Annotated in this window: 17 protein-coding genes; 5 read left to right on the forward strand and 12 right to left on the reverse strand. The window is 50.5% G+C overall.

Features of this window, described 5'->3' with window-relative positions; translation table 11 throughout:
• Nucleotides 1-116 precede the first annotated feature (116 nt).
• Complete coding sequence (locus OGV75_RS15700; RefSeq protein ID WP_016156415.1) at nucleotides 117-1226, reverse strand: AI-2E family transporter; 1110 nt, start codon at nucleotides 1224-1226, stop codon at nucleotides 117-119.
• A gap of 203 nt (nucleotides 1227-1429) precedes the next feature.
• Between OGV75_RS15700 and OGV75_RS15705 the strand changes: the two genes are divergently transcribed.
• Entirely contained in the window at nucleotides 1430-2389 is a 960-nt protein-coding gene (locus OGV75_RS15705) for a YbgA family protein (protein WP_286480881.1), read from the forward strand.
• A 153-nt stretch (nucleotides 2390-2542) separates the two neighbouring features.
• Here OGV75_RS15705 and OGV75_RS15710 read toward each other — a convergent pair whose 3' ends face one another.
• The 7 genes from OGV75_RS15710 to OGV75_RS15740 all read right to left on the reverse strand — a co-directional run bounded on the left by OGV75_RS15710 (nucleotide 2543) and on the right by OGV75_RS15740 (nucleotide 9064).
• Nucleotides 2543-4471, reverse strand: coding sequence for a putative bifunctional diguanylate cyclase/phosphodiesterase (locus tag OGV75_RS15710; protein WP_047417681.1), 1929 nt, complete (start codon nucleotides 4469-4471; stop codon nucleotides 2543-2545).
• A gap of 17 nt (nucleotides 4472-4488) precedes the next feature.
• Nucleotides 4489-4983 carry a putative pterin-binding protein gene (locus OGV75_RS15715; RefSeq protein WP_016152974.1) on the reverse strand — a complete coding sequence of 165 codons (495 nt, stop codon included), beginning with the start codon at nucleotides 4981-4983 and terminating at the stop codon, nucleotides 4489-4491.
• A 541-nt stretch (nucleotides 4984-5524) separates the two neighbouring features.
• The gene (locus tag OGV75_RS15720) at nucleotides 5525-6166 is read right to left on the reverse strand and encodes a helix-turn-helix transcriptional regulator (protein ID WP_016152975.1); all 642 of its coding nucleotides are present in this window, start codon (nucleotides 6164-6166) and stop codon (nucleotides 5525-5527) included.
• A 124-nt stretch (nucleotides 6167-6290) separates the two neighbouring features.
• Complete coding sequence (locus tag OGV75_RS15725) at nucleotides 6291-7259, reverse strand: threo-3-hydroxy-L-aspartate ammonia-lyase (RefSeq protein WP_016156418.1); 969 nt, start codon at nucleotides 7257-7259, stop codon at nucleotides 6291-6293.
• Nucleotides 7260-7286: 27 nt separating this feature from the next.
• Nucleotides 7287-7682, reverse strand: a complete 396-nt coding sequence (locus OGV75_RS15730) for a RidA family protein (RefSeq protein ID WP_019076721.1) — start codon at nucleotides 7680-7682, stop codon at nucleotides 7287-7289.
• Between the two features lie 245 nt (nucleotides 7683-7927).
• Nucleotides 7928-8236: a monooxygenase gene (locus OGV75_RS15735; protein ID WP_016152978.1), complete on the reverse strand. Its 309-nt coding sequence runs from the start codon at nucleotides 8234-8236 to the stop codon at nucleotides 7928-7930.
• A 36-nt stretch (nucleotides 8237-8272) separates the two neighbouring features.
• Nucleotides 8273-9064, reverse strand: a complete 792-nt coding sequence (locus OGV75_RS15740) for a PhzF family phenazine biosynthesis protein (protein ID WP_286480882.1) — start codon at nucleotides 9062-9064, stop codon at nucleotides 8273-8275.
• A gap of 132 nt (nucleotides 9065-9196) precedes the next feature.
• Between OGV75_RS15740 and OGV75_RS15745 the strand changes: the two genes are divergently transcribed.
• Nucleotides 9197-9895 carry an RluA family pseudouridine synthase gene (locus tag OGV75_RS15745; RefSeq protein ID WP_016156422.1) on the forward strand — a complete coding sequence of 233 codons (699 nt, stop codon included), beginning with the start codon at nucleotides 9197-9199 and terminating at the stop codon, nucleotides 9893-9895.
• A 38-nt stretch (nucleotides 9896-9933) separates the two neighbouring features.
• On the opposite strand, the gene mdtK is transcribed toward OGV75_RS15745, so the two are convergent.
• A complete protein-coding gene (mdtK, locus tag OGV75_RS15750; RefSeq protein WP_016152981.1) occupies nucleotides 9934-11307 on the reverse strand; it encodes a multidrug efflux MATE transporter MdtK in 1374 nt (457 codons plus the stop codon).
• A 217-nt stretch (nucleotides 11308-11524) separates the two neighbouring features.
• On the opposite strand from mdtK, the gene OGV75_RS15755 reads away from it, so the two are divergent.
• Nucleotides 11525-12172, forward strand: coding sequence for a riboflavin synthase subunit alpha (locus OGV75_RS15755; RefSeq protein WP_115190610.1), 648 nt, complete (start codon nucleotides 11525-11527; stop codon nucleotides 12170-12172).
• 41 nt (nucleotides 12173-12213) lie between these two features.
• On the opposite strand, the gene cfa is transcribed toward OGV75_RS15755, so the two are convergent.
• Both cfa and punC read right to left on the reverse strand, forming a co-directional pair.
• A complete protein-coding gene (gene cfa, locus OGV75_RS15760) occupies nucleotides 12214-13362 on the reverse strand; it encodes a cyclopropane fatty acyl phospholipid synthase (RefSeq protein WP_016152983.1) in 1149 nt (382 codons plus the stop codon).
• Nucleotides 13363-13652: 290 nt separating this feature from the next.
• Nucleotides 13653-14858 carry a purine nucleoside transporter PunC gene (gene punC, locus OGV75_RS15765; RefSeq protein WP_016156423.1) on the reverse strand — a complete coding sequence of 402 codons (1206 nt, stop codon included), beginning with the start codon at nucleotides 14856-14858 and terminating at the stop codon, nucleotides 13653-13655.
• 113 nt (nucleotides 14859-14971) lie between these two features.
• Here punC and punR point away from each other — a divergent pair, with 113 nt between their 5' ends.
• On the forward strand, nucleotides 14972-15904 hold the full coding sequence (gene punR, locus OGV75_RS15770) for a DNA-binding transcriptional activator PunR (protein ID WP_049269567.1): 933 nt from the start codon (nucleotides 14972-14974) through the stop codon (nucleotides 15902-15904).
• Here the strand turns inward: punR and purR are convergent.
• The gene (gene purR / locus OGV75_RS15775; protein ID WP_003832757.1) at nucleotides 15901-16926 is read right to left on the reverse strand and encodes an HTH-type transcriptional repressor PurR; all 1026 of its coding nucleotides are present in this window, start codon (nucleotides 16924-16926) and stop codon (nucleotides 15901-15903) included. The two genes, punR and purR, sit on opposite strands and share 4 nt — an antisense overlap.
• A 297-nt stretch (nucleotides 16927-17223) precedes the next feature.
• Between purR and cydH the strand changes: the two genes are divergently transcribed.
• Nucleotides 17224-17313, forward strand: coding sequence for a cytochrome bd-I accessory subunit CydH (gene cydH / locus OGV75_RS15780; RefSeq protein ID WP_003029209.1), 90 nt, complete (start codon nucleotides 17224-17226; stop codon nucleotides 17311-17313).
• The last annotated feature ends 53 nt before the right edge of the window (nucleotides 17314-17366 follow it).

Consider the following 17366-nt stretch of genomic DNA (forward strand, 5'->3'; position numbering starts at 1 on the left):
TTAGTTCCTTCTGCGACGATTAATGAATAAGCATGATTGAAATTATAGGAAACGTATGATTTTGCGTGAAAATAAAAAAGGCGGTCTCAGGACCGCCTTCTGTTATCGTCCTGCCATCATAAATCTGGAGGATTTTTTCCTTCTTCCATAAAGGCTTCGTCGATTCCTTCCACGTTACCTTCATGATCGCGCCCGGAAAACAGGTTCCAGCAGGTAATGAACAGTGCGGCAATCAGGGGGCCAATCACAAAGCCGTTAATGCCGTAGATCTCCATTCCGCCGAGAGTGGAAATCAGAATCAGATAATCCGGCATTTTGGTGTCTTTACCCACCAGCAGCGGGCGCAGGATATTGTCCACCAGCCCGACGATAATCACGAAGAAGCCAACGATAAACAGCCCTTGCCACAGCTGGTGCGTGGCGAAGAGGAATATTGCCGCAGGTACCCAGACGATCGCTGAGCCGACCGCGGGCACGAGGGAGAGAAACGCCATCAGCGCGCCCCACAGGACGCTGCCGTCGATGTCGACAATTGCAAACGCGATGCCGCCAAGAATACCCTGAACCAACGCCACGACCGCCGTGCCCTTGACCGTTGCCCGCGTCACGCCGACGAATTTGGCAAACAGGTGCTGTTTGGCAAAATCAGAAAGCGGTAATGAGTCCAGAATCTGGCGCACCAGGTACGGCCCGTCCTTCAGTAAGAAAAACAGCAGATACAGCATGATGCCAAAGCTAATAGCAAAGCCGAATGTCCCTTTACCAATCAGGAACGCGCTGCCGGCGAGGTACTGTCCACCCTGCAGTACAACGTCGGACAGTTTTTTCTGGATCTGCGCGACGTTATCCAGATTATGTTCTGCGAGGAATCCTCTGGCCCAGTCAGGAAGATACGAAATAATGGCGGTGACCACTTCCGGGAACTGAGTGTCGTTTTGTTGTAATTTGGCATACACCACGTTCAGCTCAATAGCCAACGAGGAGAAGATCACCATCAGTGGGATAAAAACAATCAGACAGATGATGCCGATGGTGAGCAGTGACGCCAGCCCGTTACGTTCGCCAAGCGCGCTGCGCAGTCTGTTTTTCACCGGGTTAAAGATGGTGGTTAAGATTGCGGCCCACAAAATGGCAGAGAAATAGGGAGACAACACATCGAAGAACGCCCAGGTCACAAGGGCAAGTATGAAAATGAAGAAACCTTTAGTCAGTCCGTTAAATCGCATTAGTGAACCCTGTAATGAGAAGCAGTCCCGACTATAGAACCGTTCAGGGGAATTACCAACTTTCGCTGCGCATATTTACTTAAATTGGTTAACCTGTTTTTCGTAGGGAGCCTGCTACAGATAAATAACGTACGCTATGATTTATTAGTGAAACAGTCATACTTTTCTTCCCGAAAAAGGGCGTCAAAAAAAGAGGGGGCGTTATGAACACTCAACCTGTCATCGGGATTAGTGGATGTTTAACCGGCTCAGCCGTGCGATTCGACGGCGGGCATAAACGGATGGGGTTTGTGATGGACGAGCTGGCTCAGTGGGTGACTTTTAAACCTGTCTGCCCGGAGATGTCCATCGGTTTGCCTGTACCACGCCCCGCGTTGCGTTTGGTTCAAACCGCCCAGGGGAATATCCGCATGTGTTTTAGCCATGCGCCTGGTGAGGATGTCACCGATAAAATGTCCGATTTCACCGCTTCATATATCAATGGGCTTGGCGGTCTGTCGGGTTTTATCGTCTGTGCTAAATCACCGAGCTGCGGAATGGAGAGAGTGAGGCTGTATGACGAAAAGGGAAATCGCGGGCGAAAAGAGGGAACCGGTCTGTTTACCGGCACCTTAATGGAAACCTACCCGTGGTTGCCGGTCGAAGAAGATGGCCGCTTGCACGATCCGGTGCTGAGGGAGAACTTTGTCGAGCGAGTGTTCGCGTTACATGAGCTTAATATACTGCGAGCCTCTGGTCTTACTCGCCACGGTTTACTCAACTTCCACAGCCGCTATAAGCTCCAGCTTTTGGCTCATCACCAGGCGGGTTACCGGGATATTGGCCCTTTCGTGGCCTCGCTCCATCAGTGGGATAATTTGGACGCTTTTTTCGTGGTATATCGCGAAAAGCTAATGGCGATCCTCAAAAAGCCCGCCTCACGGAAAAATCACACCAACGTACTGATGCATATTCAGGGCTACTTCCGCGATCGGTTGAACACCCGCCAGCGCGGAGAGTTGCGTGACGTTATCCTCAACTATAGCGGCGGACTGCTGCCAATATTGGCGCCACTGACTCTGCTCAAGCACTACCTTGCTGAATACCCAGACAGCTATTTGCTCACCCAGAACTATTTTGATCCTTATCCGAAGGATTTAGCCCTACGGTTAATGATTAATTAGCCTGATGGCGAGTAAATCTGGGGCAGAAATATCCGTTGTTCGCGAAGGTTATCCCTGCCGTTTTCTGATGCGTTTAAGCAGGGATAATTTTCACGGTGTGTAATCGATGAGAAAATGCGGCCCGCACCCACGGGCAAATGTGCCGACCGCGATTTAACCGTTTCTGATTTCCTCATCGATACAAGGCTGAGGTTTGCCAAACAGATATCCTTGCGCGAAATCGCAGCCCAGAGCCTGAAGTCTTGTCAGTTGCTCCTGCGTTTCAACACCTTCTGCAACAGCCTTCATATTGAGAGATTTCGCCATACCCGTGATAAGTTTGATGATAGTCAGGGCGTCTTCCTGTGTAGATATCGAATGCACAAAGGACTTGTCTATTTTAATTTTATCGAAGGCAAGTCTGCTGAGGCGCGAAAGAGAAGAGTATCCGGTACCAAAATCATCGATGGAGATTTTTACCCCCAGGGTCCGGAGCTTATTAAGCGTATTTATCGGTGTAGCACTCTCGGTAAAGAGAGAGGATTCAGTCACTTCCAGTTCGAGGCGGTCAGGTGGAAGTCCAGTTTCTTTCAGAATGGTTAACACGATTCCTGCAAAGGCCTTGCTGCTTAGCTGGACAGGGGAGACATTGACTGAAATTTTAGCCGGAACCGCCCAACCCGCGGCTTCCCTGCAGGCAATTTCCAGTACCGCTTTCCCCATCTCATTAATCATCCCTGTTTTTTCAGCAACAGGAATAAAGCTATCCGGCGACAGGAGGCCCTTGAGAGGATGGACCCAACGAATTAGCGCCTCATAGCTGTATATTTTCTGACTGAAAGAATCGACAATAGGCTGGTAATACACCACGAACTCTTTGTTCACTATTGCTAATGCCATATCATGCTCAAGCGTTCTGCTTTCCTGCAGTTTTTCTAACATTCGTTGCCGGAAGACTTTTATCTTGCCAGAGCCTTCATTTTTGGCTTCATAAAGGGCCAGATCGGCAAATTTATAAAGATAGTCAGAGCGACGCTCATTTTCTGAGATAACAATGCCAACACAGGTGGTTATGTTGATAATTGTGTTGTAAATGGTGTAGGGCTGGCTGATAAACTCACATATTTTCTGGGCTCGCGAAACGGCCCGACTTTCTGTCAGACCACTTGAGAGAAACGCAAACTCATCCCCGCCTAAGCGATACAGCGTATCCGACGTAAGGCTTGTCGAAATCAGACGATCCGATATCTGGCGCAGTAACATATCACCGGCATCATGACCATACGTATCATTGACCTCTTTGAATCGATCTAAATCAAACAACATCACAGTCACAGCATCGTTATTTTTCTCTGCCATTTCGATTGTTTTATTTAAATCGCTCCAGAATAGCTGGCGGTTATTCATCTCGGTGAGCGAGTCATGGTAGACGTCATATTCCAGTTTGGCATTCTGAATTTGTAGCTTTTCCTTCGATTTCTGCAGTTCTTCGGCAAGACTCTTGACCTGAAGGTGCGCCCGCAGAATATTTCTGTTTTGATAAAAAATGAGTACACCCAGAATCGCACTCAGTATTATTAGCAGTACAGATGTCGTTGAGTAAATATAGTACAGCGTTTGAATTTTTTGGTTGGCGTTATTAATCGAGTTAACATCTTTGTTTAATGCGCCGGATGAAAGACGTCCAAGTTGTGCATCCAGGGTATGCATTTTTTTCAGATACGCCTGGAGTGCTGGACGGTTCATTTTCTCGAGATTATCATCCAGATAACTAAGGGTATTTTCAAGTGTTACCGCTAGCTCACGGTGGGCTATATTGCTTTCTATGTAGCGCCCCAAATCACCTTCTTTTATCAAATCACTCTGGCTGAGCATAATGTCGAGACGCATGCGTACATCATCAAGATTCATCGTATCATCGATAGTGTAAAGACCAAGCAACGATTCAAATCGGTAATATTGAGATACCAACTGAGCGGCAGACCAGGAATCGGTGTAGTGAGTCAGTTTCTGTAGCTCTTGTTGCCTTTCATGCACGAGGAAAGAGATATATCCGGTCGATATAAAAAGAAAAAAGATGATGCCAGCCAGTATTCTGTTCATGATGTTCCTCTGAACGCTTACTCAATATCCATACTACTGACCTGCCATGCAGACCTTGAATAATAAATCTGATTATTTAGTTCCGGCATGCTGTCATAGGGGTACACAATGAATAATGGGCCCTTATCACGGATGCGCATATATTTTCCGTTGATTTTTAAAGCAAGGATGGCATTGTATTTTTTGAAATCACTGAGAGGGATAACGGTGGTGTAGTCATTAAGCGCAGTAACCTTTACAACGGAGCCGCTCGCTCCAACATAATCCATGAGTTTTTGTAGTGGAATACCCGTAAAGGTCGTACGTCCATTATACCAGGGGGAGGTGGTCTGAAAACTTACCATGCCCAGCTTCTCAAGGCTGGCGGTATCAAAAACCGCTTTCCCGTCTTCATTTGTATTTTCAATATTACCGGATAACGTTAAAAGAACTTTACCGGTGGGCCTGGAAAGTTCACCCGCCCAAAGCTGGGTGGAGAGCACAACGCTTACCAACATGACTATTAACCGCATTCTAACCTCACCAATCAGCCGGATGTAAAAGAATTATAATTTAGATATCACGCTATTTATATATTCCGCCTGTCTATTATTGATGATGTGAAGTTGTCTGTATTTTAATTCATTTAAATCAATGGGTTGCCATGCTTAATGGTTATGAATATTTATTAAATCAGGCGAAGTCTGTTATTAACGGACGGTGATTTTTGTTGTGTCTGTACAAAAAACACTCACTCTGTGGTTGTTAAAAAATCACACGATCATAAAGGTTTATTTTTTTGTGCAGCGACAGGGAATCGTTGTTTTATCGGCGGGTAACCTTGTTGAATAAATCGAACTTTTGCCTATTCCCGGGATTAGATTACACAGGCGTAGCAGACGTTCAAAAATAGTCAATTATCAGGAATTCAAAATATGCAAAATCACCTACGGGATCGTCAGCAACTTAATGAACTTATCAATGGCTGGATACACCGAGATTGGGGGAATATGCCGCGCTGGCTTGCTGCATGAGCCAGGCGGATAAACCTTGCTGAGCGCCGCATAACCGGGTTTATTCGCCAGCCTGAGCCGACTGGCGGGCATACAGATACGCGGTCGCTCTGGAGACGCCCAGATGCTGCGCCACAGTGTCCATAGATTTTCGTACGTTCAGCAAACCGTCTTTGCGTAATTGTTGAATCAGTCGTTTACGGTCTTCAGGTTTCAGGGCGCGGGCCGTCGTTGCGCATTTAGCGGCAAAGTCATCGATACGCTGGCGGATGACTTCGTTACTGCCGGGATCGATATGTTCCTTAATGGGAGAGTCAGCGGTTTCAGTAAAACGCGCAAGGGCACTCTGCATGCCACGAAACAGCGTCATATCCACGTTCAGACAGAGTGCTGCTACGTATTTGCCTTCATCATCCTTGATGCCGATGGAGGTACTTTTCACCGGGCGGCCATCGGCAAACTGGTTGCTGTAGTTGGCTATAATGCTGGGGAATTCAGGCGATGCGATTCGCGCCAGACCCAGTTCTGTTGCCGGTTGGCCGGGTTCTCGTCCGGACAGGTTATTATGGATGGATAAAATGGCATGTTCAGGATTTTTGAGATCATGAACCACCACTTCGCAAAACGGAGAGAAGGTCTCGCTCAAGCCCCTGGCGATAGTGTCAATTTGGCTGAGAAGTGAGTTGTTATCGGTTTTTGGCATGCCAGTCTCCTGCGGTGATGCCTGTTGCCATGATTGCGGGCAGTTTACAGTGAGCAGGGTTCGCTTTTCCAGACGCGAGTGTTCAGACGGTAATAAGGTATCCGCATGGCAGATACCTTCTTGATTACCCGGCAAGGAATTCACTGTAGCGGCTGATATCCACGTTCCCACCGCTGATGATAATGCCGATTTTTTTGCCGCGAAGTTCAGCTTTGCGCGCTCTGGCGGCGGCAAAACCCAGACAGCCAGTCGGCTCCACGACAATTTTCATTCGCTCAGCGATAAATTTCATCGAGGCGACTAATTCATCGTCTGAGACAGTCAGAATATCGTGCACATTTCGCTGGATAATCGGAAACGTAATATTCCCGAGATGTTGGGTCTGAGCACCGTCAGCAATGGTTTTCGGCGTATCGATATGAACAATCTTTCCGCTGCGAAACGATTGTTGACCATCGTTTCCTGCCTCCGGCTCGACACCATAGATGATGCAGTCAGGTGACAGATGTCTGGCTGCCAGTGAGGAGCCCGAAAGCAGGCCGCCACCGCCCAGACACACGAAAAGAACGTCTAGCTGACCCACTTCTTCAATCAGCTCTTTTGTGGCGGTACCCTGGCCCGCAATCACGTGCGGATGGTCGTATGGCGGGATCAGCGTCAATCCTTGTTTCTCTGCCAGCTCCCGCCCGATTTTTTCACGATCTTCGGTATAGCGATCGTAAATCACCACATTTCCACCATAGCCTTTTGTGGCTGCAACTTTAGCCGCCGGGGCATCATGCGGCATGATAATCGTCGCCGGGATCCCCAACAATTTTGCCGACAGGGCAATGGCCTGCGCATGGTTGCCGGACGAAAAGGTGACGACGCCCGCAGCGCGTTGTTCTGGCGTGAACTGGCGTAACGCATTCATGGCTCCGCGAAATTTAAACGCGCCCATTCTCTGGAAGTTTTCGCACTTGAAGAAAACTTCAGCACCAAATTCGTCATTAACCGTTCGGGAGGTCATCACCGGCGTTTTGTTGGCATAGTCTGCGATGCGCTCTGCCGCGGCGGCAACATCGTTATAATCAGGCAGTGTCATTTCAGTCATTGTTGTTCACCTGTATGTCGTTAAACGTCATGCTTGTGGGGCCAGGGCAATAGCTTCAACTTCCAGCGCGAAACCATAATGAAGCTCTGCAACGCCCGCTACCGCGCGGGAGGGCCGGAAATCACCGATCCACTCCCCATAGATTTTGTTAAACGTTGGCCATTGGTTGATATCTGTTACATAGACGCGTACTGACACCAGGTGCTGTCGAGAAACCCCAGCGCCAGCCAGGCAGGCATCAATATTCTGCAGTACCAGCCGCGTCTGCTCTTCAAAAGAGGCCTCGGTTTTTTTTTCGCCATCACTTGTGACCGGCAACTGACCAGAAATGAAGACGAATCCGCCAGCCGTTGTACTGTGTGAGTAATGACCTGCAGGCGGAAAACCTCCTGCAGATGAGTTCAATGTAATGTCCACGGACATAAGAGAATCTCCTGTAGTTAGTGGTAATTCATTTTGTATAAAATAATACTGTTTGTATTATTTTATACGCTTTCAAACCGCGTTCGGCTAGTGATAGTTTTCACAGGTGATGATTTTGTGAACTATGGCAAACGTGACCCACGTTATATAGCTATCCTGGCGCGGTGAAAGAGGGGGAACGCTTTTGATGAGGGTAAAGCAGGGGAGTGAAGAAGCGCCCCGGGGCGGGGCGTTAAAGCCAAAAATTAGCCGATATGGCCGTGGTTAATCTTACTTAACGGTTCATTGATATCGAAGATTTTGCACGTCACGTCTTCCACACCCAGGTGCTTCAGGCGGGCCGTGTGTTTTTTGATATAGGCCAGAGCGCTGTCTTCATCCTGAAACAGGTAGATGCCACCCGCTTCGTGGTTTGCTGCGTTCTCGGTCCAGATTTTCCAGATGAAACCCGGTTCCTGGTTGATGGATTCGGCCAGTTCAACAAGCTGATGTGACATCTCAGCGCCAAACGGACCAGGAAAATCAAAGTGTATCTGCACGAGTTTGTTTGCCATAAATCCTCCATGGATTGGTTAATTTGGGTAAGGCTGCTAGCGTAACAGCACTTTACCCGTCAGATAAGTTACTGCTTGTCCACCAATATAAACACGCGTTCCTGTCAGCTGGCAGCGTAAATCGCCGCCGCGTTCAGAGACCTGGCGCGCCAGCATCTGCGTTTTATTCAGTTTTGCAGCCCAGTAAGGAATCAGCATGCTATGCGTCGAACCGGTAACCGGGTCTTCCGCGACCGCTTCACCCGGGCAGAAGAAACGGCTGACGAAATCGTATTCCCCGTCACCCGGCGCGGTGATACATACCATTTTCCCGAGGGGAATCATGGCGTGGATATTCGGGCGCACAGCCTCAACCTGCTGTTGATTCTCCATCACGACCATGTAATCGCGCGCGACGCGCACTTCTTTATATTCGGTGATGCCCAATGTTTCCAGCAGTAAGGCGGGCGGTTGGGCAGGTTCGCTTTGCCAGGCAGGAAAATCAAGCGTCAGCCAATCACCGCTGCGCGTGACCGTCAGTGGACCCACAAAACGGGTGGCAAAATGGATGGTCGCTTCCGGGAAATCCAGATGTTCAAAGATGACATGTGCGGCGGCAAGCGTGGCGTGCCCACACAGATTAATTTCGCCTTGCGTGGTAAACCAACGCAGCTCGAAGCCATTCTCATTGGCGACAAAAAAAGCGGTTTCCGACTGGTTATGCTGCTGTGACATTTTTAATAATATTTCATCGGGCAACCAGTCATCGAGCGGGCATACTGCTGCGGCATTACCGCCAAACGTCGTAGTGGTAAAGGCATCTACCATGTAGAAATCGATTTGTTGCACGGTGTAACCTCTCATCGCACTCAGGATATCCCACACTCTATCATGCAATGATTGTCATTGGTTAAGCGCCCTGATTCGCCAGTGTGGTAAAAATTCGCTATCATCCGTTTCCACACTTCATCCTGGCCGCTCATGTCTACGATCCTCGATACCTTTATTGCCCCGCCTTGTCATGAGGAGATAGCGATCCTCTATCAGGACGAGCATCTGGTGCTTATCAATAAACCCACCGGACTGCTTAGTTTGTCGGGGAAAAACCCGCAGAATCTCGATTCGGTACATCACCGGCTGGTACAGATTTACCCCGGCTGTACGCTGGTACATCGGCTTGATTTTGGGACGTCAGGGCTGATGGTGATTGCCCGTAACAAGGCTATCAACGCCGCGCTTTGCCAGCAGTTCAGTCAGCGCGCGGTAAGCAAGGTGTATAGTGCGTTGCTGTGCGGGCATCTGAAAAACGATGAAGGCGTTATAGACGCAGCGATTGCCAAAGACCCGGCGCTGTTTCCACTGATGTCGATTTGCGCCATTAACGGTAAACCCGCGCGCTCGCGCTATCAGGTTATTGAGCGTTTTCATCATCGCCAGCAAGATGGGACATTACTCGCTTTGACGCGGGTACGGCTGACACCTGAAACCGGGCGTACCCACCAGTTGCGGATCCACTGTCAGCAGTTGGGGCATCCCATTTTGGGGTGCGATTTATATGGTGGGCGTCTGCTGCCAGGCACCGAACGGACGTCGAGACTGATGCTGCATGCCAGTGAACTGCATTTCAGGCATCCGGTCAGTCAGGAATGGATGACGGCCCAAAACGCCAGCCCGTTTTGAGGATATAAAAAAGCCGCCAGATGGCGGCTATTTGGGGATTATCGTGCGGCGCGTTGTAAAATAACCGCTGACGGCTGGCGCTGCAGAAAACGCATCCGCAGCATCATCAACACTGCCGCAGAGGTCAGGCCGATAATAAAGCCCATCCAGAATCCTGCCGGTCCCATCCGGTCAACCACCAGATCGGTCAGCGCCAGAATATAGCCGCTCGGCAGACCCAGTACCCAGTATGCCGTAAAGGTAATAAAGAAAATGGAACGCGTATCTTTATAACCACGTAGGATACCGCTGCCAATAACCTGGATAGAGTCCGATATTTGATACACCGCGGCCAGTAACATGAGCTGCGCTGCCAGAGCGACAACTTCCGGGTTATTGTTGTAGAGCAGGGCAATGTGCTCACGGAATGTCACGGTGAAAATCGCCGTCACAACCGCCATGCAGACGCCGACGCCCAGACCTGTTCTGGCTGCGGTTTGCGCATCCAGCGTGGAACCCTGGCCCAGACGATAACCGACTCGAATGGTGACGGCCGCAGCCAGAGACATCGGCAGGACGAACATTAACGAGCTGAAGTTGAGCGCGATCTGGTGTCCGGCCACGTCGACAATCCCCAGCGGGGAAACCAGCAGCGCCACCACAGCAAACAGCGTCACTTCGAAAAATAACGCCAGCGCGATAGGTAAACCCAGCTGTACCAGGCGCTTCATTACGGCGGTGTCCGGTTTCTGGAAACCACGCTCATTACGGATATCACGCATCGAGCGTGCGCGTTTAACGTATGACAGCATGGCGATAAACATCACCCAGTAAACCGCCGCCGTTGCCACGCCGCAGCCCACGCCGCCAAGTTCCGGCATGCCAAAATGCCCATAAATGAAAACATAGTTAACAGGAATGTTCACCAGCAGGCCGAGAAATCCCATCACCATCGCCGGTTTGGTTTTGGCCAGACCTTCACACTGGTTACGGGCTACCTGGAAGAACAAATACCCCGGCGCGCCCCACAGCAACGCGCGCAGGTAGCCGACGGCTTTATCCGCCAGCGCTGGGTCGATGTTATGCATGGAGCGAATAATGTATCCCGCGTTCCAGAGCACGATCATAATCAGAATGGAGACGCTGCCCGCCAGCCAGAAACCCTGGCGTATTTGATGGGCAATGCGATCGCGGCGCCCGGAACCATTGAGTTGCGCAATCACTGGCGTCAAGGCCAGCAGCAGTCCGTGACCAAACAAAATGGCCGGCAACCAAATAGATGTGCCAATGGCGACGGCCGCCATGTCCGTGGCGCTGTATCCGCCCGCCATGACGGTATCAACGAATCCCATTGCGGTTTGAGCGATTTGCGCAAGAATCACCGGAATTGCCAGAGCTAATAACTGACGCGCTTCACTTACATACTTTTGCACGTGTACACCACTATATTGTTGTTATTTGAGAGACTAAAAAAGCCGCCTTATATGGCAGCAAGGAGAAAAAGCAGGGGAAATTTCAGTCTATTGTAGCGAGGAATACGTAATTCTCCAGTGAAAAAACAGGCAGTAGCGGCGCATTGCTGGCAACCTGAATTTCCACCTGCTATTGTGCTGTGCAGAGATGTCTTAATTCAGTTCAGGAGTTAGAAGTATGTTTACGGGTATTGTGCAGGGCACCGCGAAATTGGTGTCCATTGATGAAAAACCAAATTTTCGTACGCATGTTGTGGAGTTACCTGAATATATGTTGGATGCGCTGGAGACCGGCGCATCGGTTGCCCACAATGGGTGCTGCCTGACGGTAACCGAAATCAACGGTAACCAGATAAGCTTTGATCTGATGAAAGAAACGCTGCGTATCACCAATCTGGGTGACCTGAAGGTTGGGGATTTGGTCAACGTTGAGCGTGCGGCAAAATTCAGTGATGAAATTGGCGGACATTTAATGTCGGGCCATATTATGACGACCGCCGAAGTGTCGAAAATTCTGACCTCGGAGAACAACCGCCAGGTGTGGTTTAAAGTTCAGGATCCGTCGCTGATGAAATACATCTTGTACAAAGGATTTATCGGAATTGATGGCATCAGTCTGACGGTCGGTGAGGTGACTCCGACGCGTTTCTGTGTGCATTTGATCCCGGAAACGCTGGAACGTACGACGCTGGGTAAGAAAAAGTTAGGCGCGCGGGTCAATATCGAAATCGATCCTCAAACCCAGGCGGTGGTTGATACCGTTGAGCGCGTACTGGCGGCGCGTGAAAGCGCCATCAGTACCGTAACGGGTGAGGCGGGAGCCTAAGCCAGAGTGTAAAACCCCCGTTGGCACGGGGGTGATAACGATTAGCGGGGAACGCGCAGGCCGTGTTCAACGCCGCGGGAAAAAACCACCTGCCACAGCTGAATGTCGCGAGCACGAAACGCACCGGCGCACGCGTTCAGGTAATAGCTGAACATCCGTTTAAAGCGTTCGGTATAGTTATCGGCGATTTCAGGCCAGGATCTCATGAAACGCTCGTGCCATGCCATCAACGTTGTATCGTAATCCGCGCCAAAATTATGCCAGTCTTCCATCACAAAATGCGGCTCGCTGGCGTTGGCAATCTGGCGAACTGACGGTAAACAGCCGTTCGGGAAGATATATTTATTGATCCACGGATCAACGTTATTGTCGGTCTTTTTAGAGCCGATGCTATGCAGCAAAAAGAGGCCGTCGGGTTTTAAATTACGATCAACCACTTCAAAATAAGTCGCGTAGTTCTTCGGCCCCACATGCTCAAACATGCCGACGGAGACAATGCGATCAAATTTGTCGTTAAGGTCGCGATAATCCTGCAGCAAAATTGTGACATCCAGCCCCGCACAACGCGCCTGCGCCATTTTCTGCTGTTCTGCCGAAACGGTCACGCCCACCACGCTAACGCCATATTGTGACGCCATAAACTGGGATAAGCCGCCCCAGCCGCAGCCAATATCGAGCACCCGCATGCCTGGCTTCAACTGCAGTTTTTCGGCAATCATTTTTAGCTTCGCCTGTTGGGCAGATTCCAGGGTATCGGCATCTTTCCAGTAGGCGCAGGAATACTGCATATAAGGGTCCAGCATGCGGGTAAAGAGATCGTTGCCCAAATCGTAGTGTTCTTTGCCGACGACCCACGCACGTTTTTTGGTCTGTAAATTGAACAGGCGAGCCGTGGCGATACGTAGCGTGTCTTTAAAGTGGCGGGGGAGTTGGTTTTCAAGACCGGCGCGCAGGACTTTACAAAAAAACATGTCCAGCCGGTCGCATTCCCACCAGCCATCCATATAACTTTCACCCAACCCTAACGATCCTTCCTGCAATACGCGTTTGAAAAAATCGGGGTTCGTTACGCGAATATCTGCCGGTGCCGGACCATTAATGGTAATACCTGCACGGCTTAATAATTCATTGGTGATGCGGTACCAGTCATCATCCGGTACGCTGACGTCTTCTATACACGATGAACTCATAGCTTCTCCATCACTGGTCGGTGATCAGAACCTTAAAATAGCGTAGACGCTTTTTTGGGCTTTGTGAGAACTCTCACGGAATTAATCCGCGAATCTATAATCCGACGTAGAACAGAGGAAGGGAGGAACCCTTGCCGAAAAGACCATCCATGGGAAAACGGGAACGTTCTTGTCCCCGTTAACACATAACAATTATCGTTTTTTTAACAACCGGAAATCAGTATAGGCCTGAATTTTTGACGATTCAACCAATAAATATTAGCAGGCTAATCAATTATTCGTGGCGATTACTAGTGAGACTCACCGTGGGCAATTTGCGCCCGATCATCTGTGTGCGGGGCGTTAGCCTTCTGCGACTGCATTTTGTAACCCGCGGCCGCCAGCAGCACCGTTGTCAGCATCACGCTGGTGGTGGTGAGCAGCGGGGTGGCGATCAACCAGGAAACCACAAGGCTTGCCAGGAAGCATAAACCCAGTTGCAGTGTGTTCTGCAATGCTGCTGCGCGTCCCGTAGCTTGTGGGAAAGGACGTAACGCCTGAGCCACAACAATAGGGTAGATTGCTCCATTGGCAATCGCCATAACGCAGAATGGGATGAGGATTTCAGCCAGCGCAACATGGTGAATAAAGCCGGTTGCCCAGGTGGCCACTACGCTAAAGGCATACAGAATGAGTAACCAGGGCAGCAACTGACGGCCCTGCCATTTTTGCAGCGCAGCGCGGCAGCCGTAACCACCAATTAAGAAAGCGATGGTTTGCGGAACATAACTCAGGCCAATCACCGCCGGACTGTAGCCCATTTCGCTGAGGATGAACGGGGAACCCGTCAGCCACGCGAAGAAGCTCGCGGAGCAGGCGGCATAAATCAGCACGTTTCCGCGGTAAACTTTTGAGCGCAACAGGGTAGCGAAAGTCAGTTTATCCTGGCTGTCGTCGCGTGCTTTAGCTGTTGGTTTTAAGCGCAGAGCCGGAAGCATCAGGATTAGAGTAATGGCAAACAGGGTGGCGAAAATGGCCTGCCAGGAAAAATGTACCAGGATCCAACTGCCTAATAACGGCGCTAATGCCGGGGATAACCCGACCAATGGCATAATGGTGGCAAAGATGCGGTTTACTTTTTGTGAAGGATAATAATCGGTGACCAACGCCTGCCAGATAACCGATGCCGCACAAACGCCAACGGCCTGAACAAAGCGCAGTACCAGCAGACCGGTGGCATTTTCAACCCACAGCATGCCCAAACTGCCCAGCGCGAAGATGGATAAACCCAGCAGCAAAACAGGCTTGCGACCATAATGGTCAGAGAGCGGTCCCCACAGAAGTTGCGCGACGGCAAAACCCGCTAAGAATAAGCTAAGGCTGGCGCTGACGGCAGATGCAGGCGTCTGCAGATCGGACTGAATTGCGGCGAAGGCGGGCAGATACATATCCGTTGCCAGAAAGCCGAGTACGCTAAGACCCGCCAGCCAGACTAAAAATCCTTTCCCAGGTTGCATCATCATTTCTCTTTTTTTAGCAGTAGTACAATGCCGCTGAGTGTAGTGAGTGTAATTCTTGCTGTGAAACGCTAATATTTGCTTACTGATTTCAAATTTTTTGTAGGCAGAACATGTGGTCGGAATATTCACTTGAAGTTGTGGATGCGGTTGCGCGTAACGGTAGCTTTAGTTCGGCCGCGCAGGAGTTGCACCGCGTACCCTCGGCGGTAAGCTATACCGTACGTCAACTGGAAGAGTGGCTGGCGGTGCCGCTTTTTGAGCGACGCCATCGGGACGTGGAATTGACGCCTGCCGGTGCATGGTTTCTCAAAGAAGGCCGCTCTGTTATCAAAAAAATGCAGATCACCCGCCAGCAATGTCAGCAAATTGCCAACGGCTGGCGCGGGCAGTTGGCGATCGCGGTAGATAACATTGTCCGCCCGGATCGTACCCGACAGATGATCGTGGATTTCTATCGTCATTTTGATGATGTGGAGCTGCTGGTTTTCCAGGAGGTGTTTAACGGTGTCTGGGATGCGCTGTCCGATGGGCGCGTTGAGTTGGCAATCGGCGCCACGCAGGCGATTCCGGTGGGGGGGCGCTATACCTTCCGCGACATGGGAATGCTGAGCTGGAGCTGCGTGGTGGCAAGCCATCATCCGTTGGCGTCAATGTCCGGACCGCTAAGCGACGACACGTTGCGCAACTGGCCGTCGCTGGTGCGTGAAGACACGTCGCGGACGCTTCCTAAGCGTATTACCTGGCTGCTGGATAACCAAAAGCGCGTCGTGGTGCCTGACTGGGAATCTTCTGCTACCTGTTTATCTGCAGGTCTGTGCGTGGGCATGGTACCGACGCATTTTGCCAAACCGTGGATTGATAGCGGCAAATGGGTCGCGCTACAGCTGGAGAATCCATTTCCTGATGCCGCATGCTGCCTGACCTGGCAACAGAACGATACGTCGCCGGCATTGAGCTGGCTGCTGGACTATTTAGGGGATAGTGAAACACTGAATAAGGAGTGGTTGCGGGAGCCCGATGAGGCTCCCGCACAACAGTCTTAACGACGGTAATCGCGGAACGGGCCGTCGGCAACGGAGCGGCGTTCTACCAGGCGCGGATGAACCTCGATAGACTGCGACTCTTCACGTTTATTCACGATACGGTCTAACAGCATGTTGAAGGCCGTTTCCCCCAGTGAATCTTTAGGCTGGTGAATGGTCGTCAGAGCCGGCGTGAAGAAGCGGGCGTTGCGCACGTTGTCGTAACCGATGAGCGAAACATCCTGCGGTACGCGCAGTCCCATCTCGTCAGCGGCGCACAGCGCACCCATCGCCATGATATCGCCACCGCAGAAGACGGCGGTCGGACGATGCGACTGTGACAGAATTTGCTGCATGGCGCGATAGCCCGATTCAGGCTCAAAATCGCCCTGCACAATCCAGTTTTCAGGAACTTTAATCAGCGCTTCTTCCATCGCTTTCATAAAGCCTGCCAGACGCCCGGCTCCGGTATTACGCTCCATTGGGCCTGGGATCACGCCAATCTCACGATGACCGCGTTCTACCAGATACCGACCCGCCATGTAACCGCCTTCGAAGGCGTTATCAATGACCGTATCGGTAAAGTCGGCTTTAGCTTCGCCCCAGTCCATGACGACCATCGGAATATGGCGGTACTCTTCGAGCATCGAAAGCAGCGACTCCGGATACTCAGAACACATCACCAGCAGACCATCAACACGCTTTTGCGCCATCATTGACAGATAAGCCTGCTGTTTTTCGAGACTGTTCCATGCGTTACCCAGAATCAGGGTATAGCCTTTCTGGAAACAGTTTTTCTCAACGGCTTCGATAATTTCAGCGAAATAGGCCGCTTCGCTGCTGGTGGCCAGCAAGCCAATAGACTTGGTGTGATTCACCTTCAGGCTGCGCGCCACGGCGCTCGGAGAATAGTGCAGCTCTTTGATCGCCGCCCAGACAGCATTACGCGTTTCTTCCGCGACAAAGCGCGTCTTGTTAATTACGTGTGATACGGTTGTAGTGGAAACGTTTGCTCGCTTCGCTACATCTTTAATTGTTGCCATTACATCTCACTCCAGACCATATCCTAAGCTCCTGAGAATACTCCAGGTAAACGTTTGCCTTAACACACCCTTAGCGCAACGTAAGGGTTGCGGCACGCCGGGAAAACGACACGGAACGTCAGGAAGGGGTCAATGGCCGGTACGCTAATCAAGTAAGCGTGGAATTTTGTCTGATCTTAACGAAAAGGGGAAGAGTTAAAAGCAGTTATCAATATAAATCGTGAGAGATTTTTGCTTTCAAGTGTGTAAAAATGCGCAATATCACTTTTTGTGTGGGAATAAAAAGGAGAAAACTTGATGAGCACCGATCTGAAATTTTCGTTAGTGACTACCATTATTGTTCTGGGTTTGATCGTCGCGGGTGGCCTGACCGCAGCGCTGCATTGATTTCCCCCGAGGGAGTTCGCTCTCCCTCATCCTTTCCGCTTGCCTTTCCCGTC

It is taken from the genome of Citrobacter sp. Cb028, assembly GCF_030336705.1.
Taxonomy (GTDB): Bacteria; Pseudomonadota; Gammaproteobacteria; order Enterobacterales; family Enterobacteriaceae; genus Citrobacter; species Citrobacter braakii.

Excerpts from the sequence above, each read along its gene's own strand:
- punC (WP_016156423.1), bottom strand. The coding sequence starts at position 14,858 with ATGCAACCTGGGAAAGGATTTTTAGTCTGGCTGGCGGGTCTTAGCGTA.
- OGV75_RS15705 (WP_286480881.1), top strand. The coding sequence starts at position 1,430 with ATGAACACTCAACCTGTCATCGGGATTAGTGGATGTTTAACCGGCTCA.
- OGV75_RS15715 (WP_016152974.1), bottom strand. The coding sequence starts at position 4,983 with ATGCGGTTAATAGTCATGTTGGTAAGCGTTGTGCTCTCCACCCAGCTT.
- OGV75_RS15755 (WP_115190610.1), top strand. The coding sequence starts at position 11,525 with ATGTTTACGGGTATTGTGCAGGGCACCGCGAAATTGGTGTCCATTGAT.
- OGV75_RS15710 (WP_047417681.1), bottom strand. The coding sequence starts at position 4,471 with ATGAACAGAATACTGGCTGGCATCATCTTTTTTCTTTTTATATCGACC.
- cfa (WP_016152983.1), bottom strand. The coding sequence starts at position 13,362 with ATGAGTTCATCGTGTATAGAAGACGTCAGCGTACCGGATGATGACTGG.
- purR (WP_003832757.1), bottom strand. The coding sequence starts at position 16,926 with ATGGCAACAATTAAAGATGTAGCGAAGCGAGCAAACGTTTCCACTACA.
- OGV75_RS15730 (WP_019076721.1), bottom strand. The coding sequence starts at position 7,682 with ATGTCCGTGGACATTACATTGAACTCATCTGCAGGAGGTTTTCCGCCT.
- OGV75_RS15745 (WP_016156422.1), top strand. The coding sequence starts at position 9,197 with ATGTCTACGATCCTCGATACCTTTATTGCCCCGCCTTGTCATGAGGAG.
- OGV75_RS15700 (WP_016156415.1), bottom strand. The coding sequence starts at position 1,226 with ATGCGATTTAACGGACTGACTAAAGGTTTCTTCATTTTCATACTTGCC.
- OGV75_RS15725 (WP_016156418.1), bottom strand. The coding sequence starts at position 7,259 with ATGACTGAAATGACACTGCCTGATTATAACGATGTTGCCGCCGCGGCA.
- OGV75_RS15720 (WP_016152975.1), bottom strand. The coding sequence starts at position 6,166 with ATGCCAAAAACCGATAACAACTCACTTCTCAGCCAAATTGACACTATC.
- punR (WP_049269567.1), top strand. The coding sequence starts at position 14,972 with ATGTGGTCGGAATATTCACTTGAAGTTGTGGATGCGGTTGCGCGTAAC.
- cydH (WP_003029209.1), top strand. The coding sequence starts at position 17,224 with ATGAGCACCGATCTGAAATTTTCGTTAGTGACTACCATTATTGTTCTG.
- OGV75_RS15735 (WP_016152978.1), bottom strand. The coding sequence starts at position 8,236 with ATGGCAAACAAACTCGTGCAGATACACTTTGATTTTCCTGGTCCGTTT.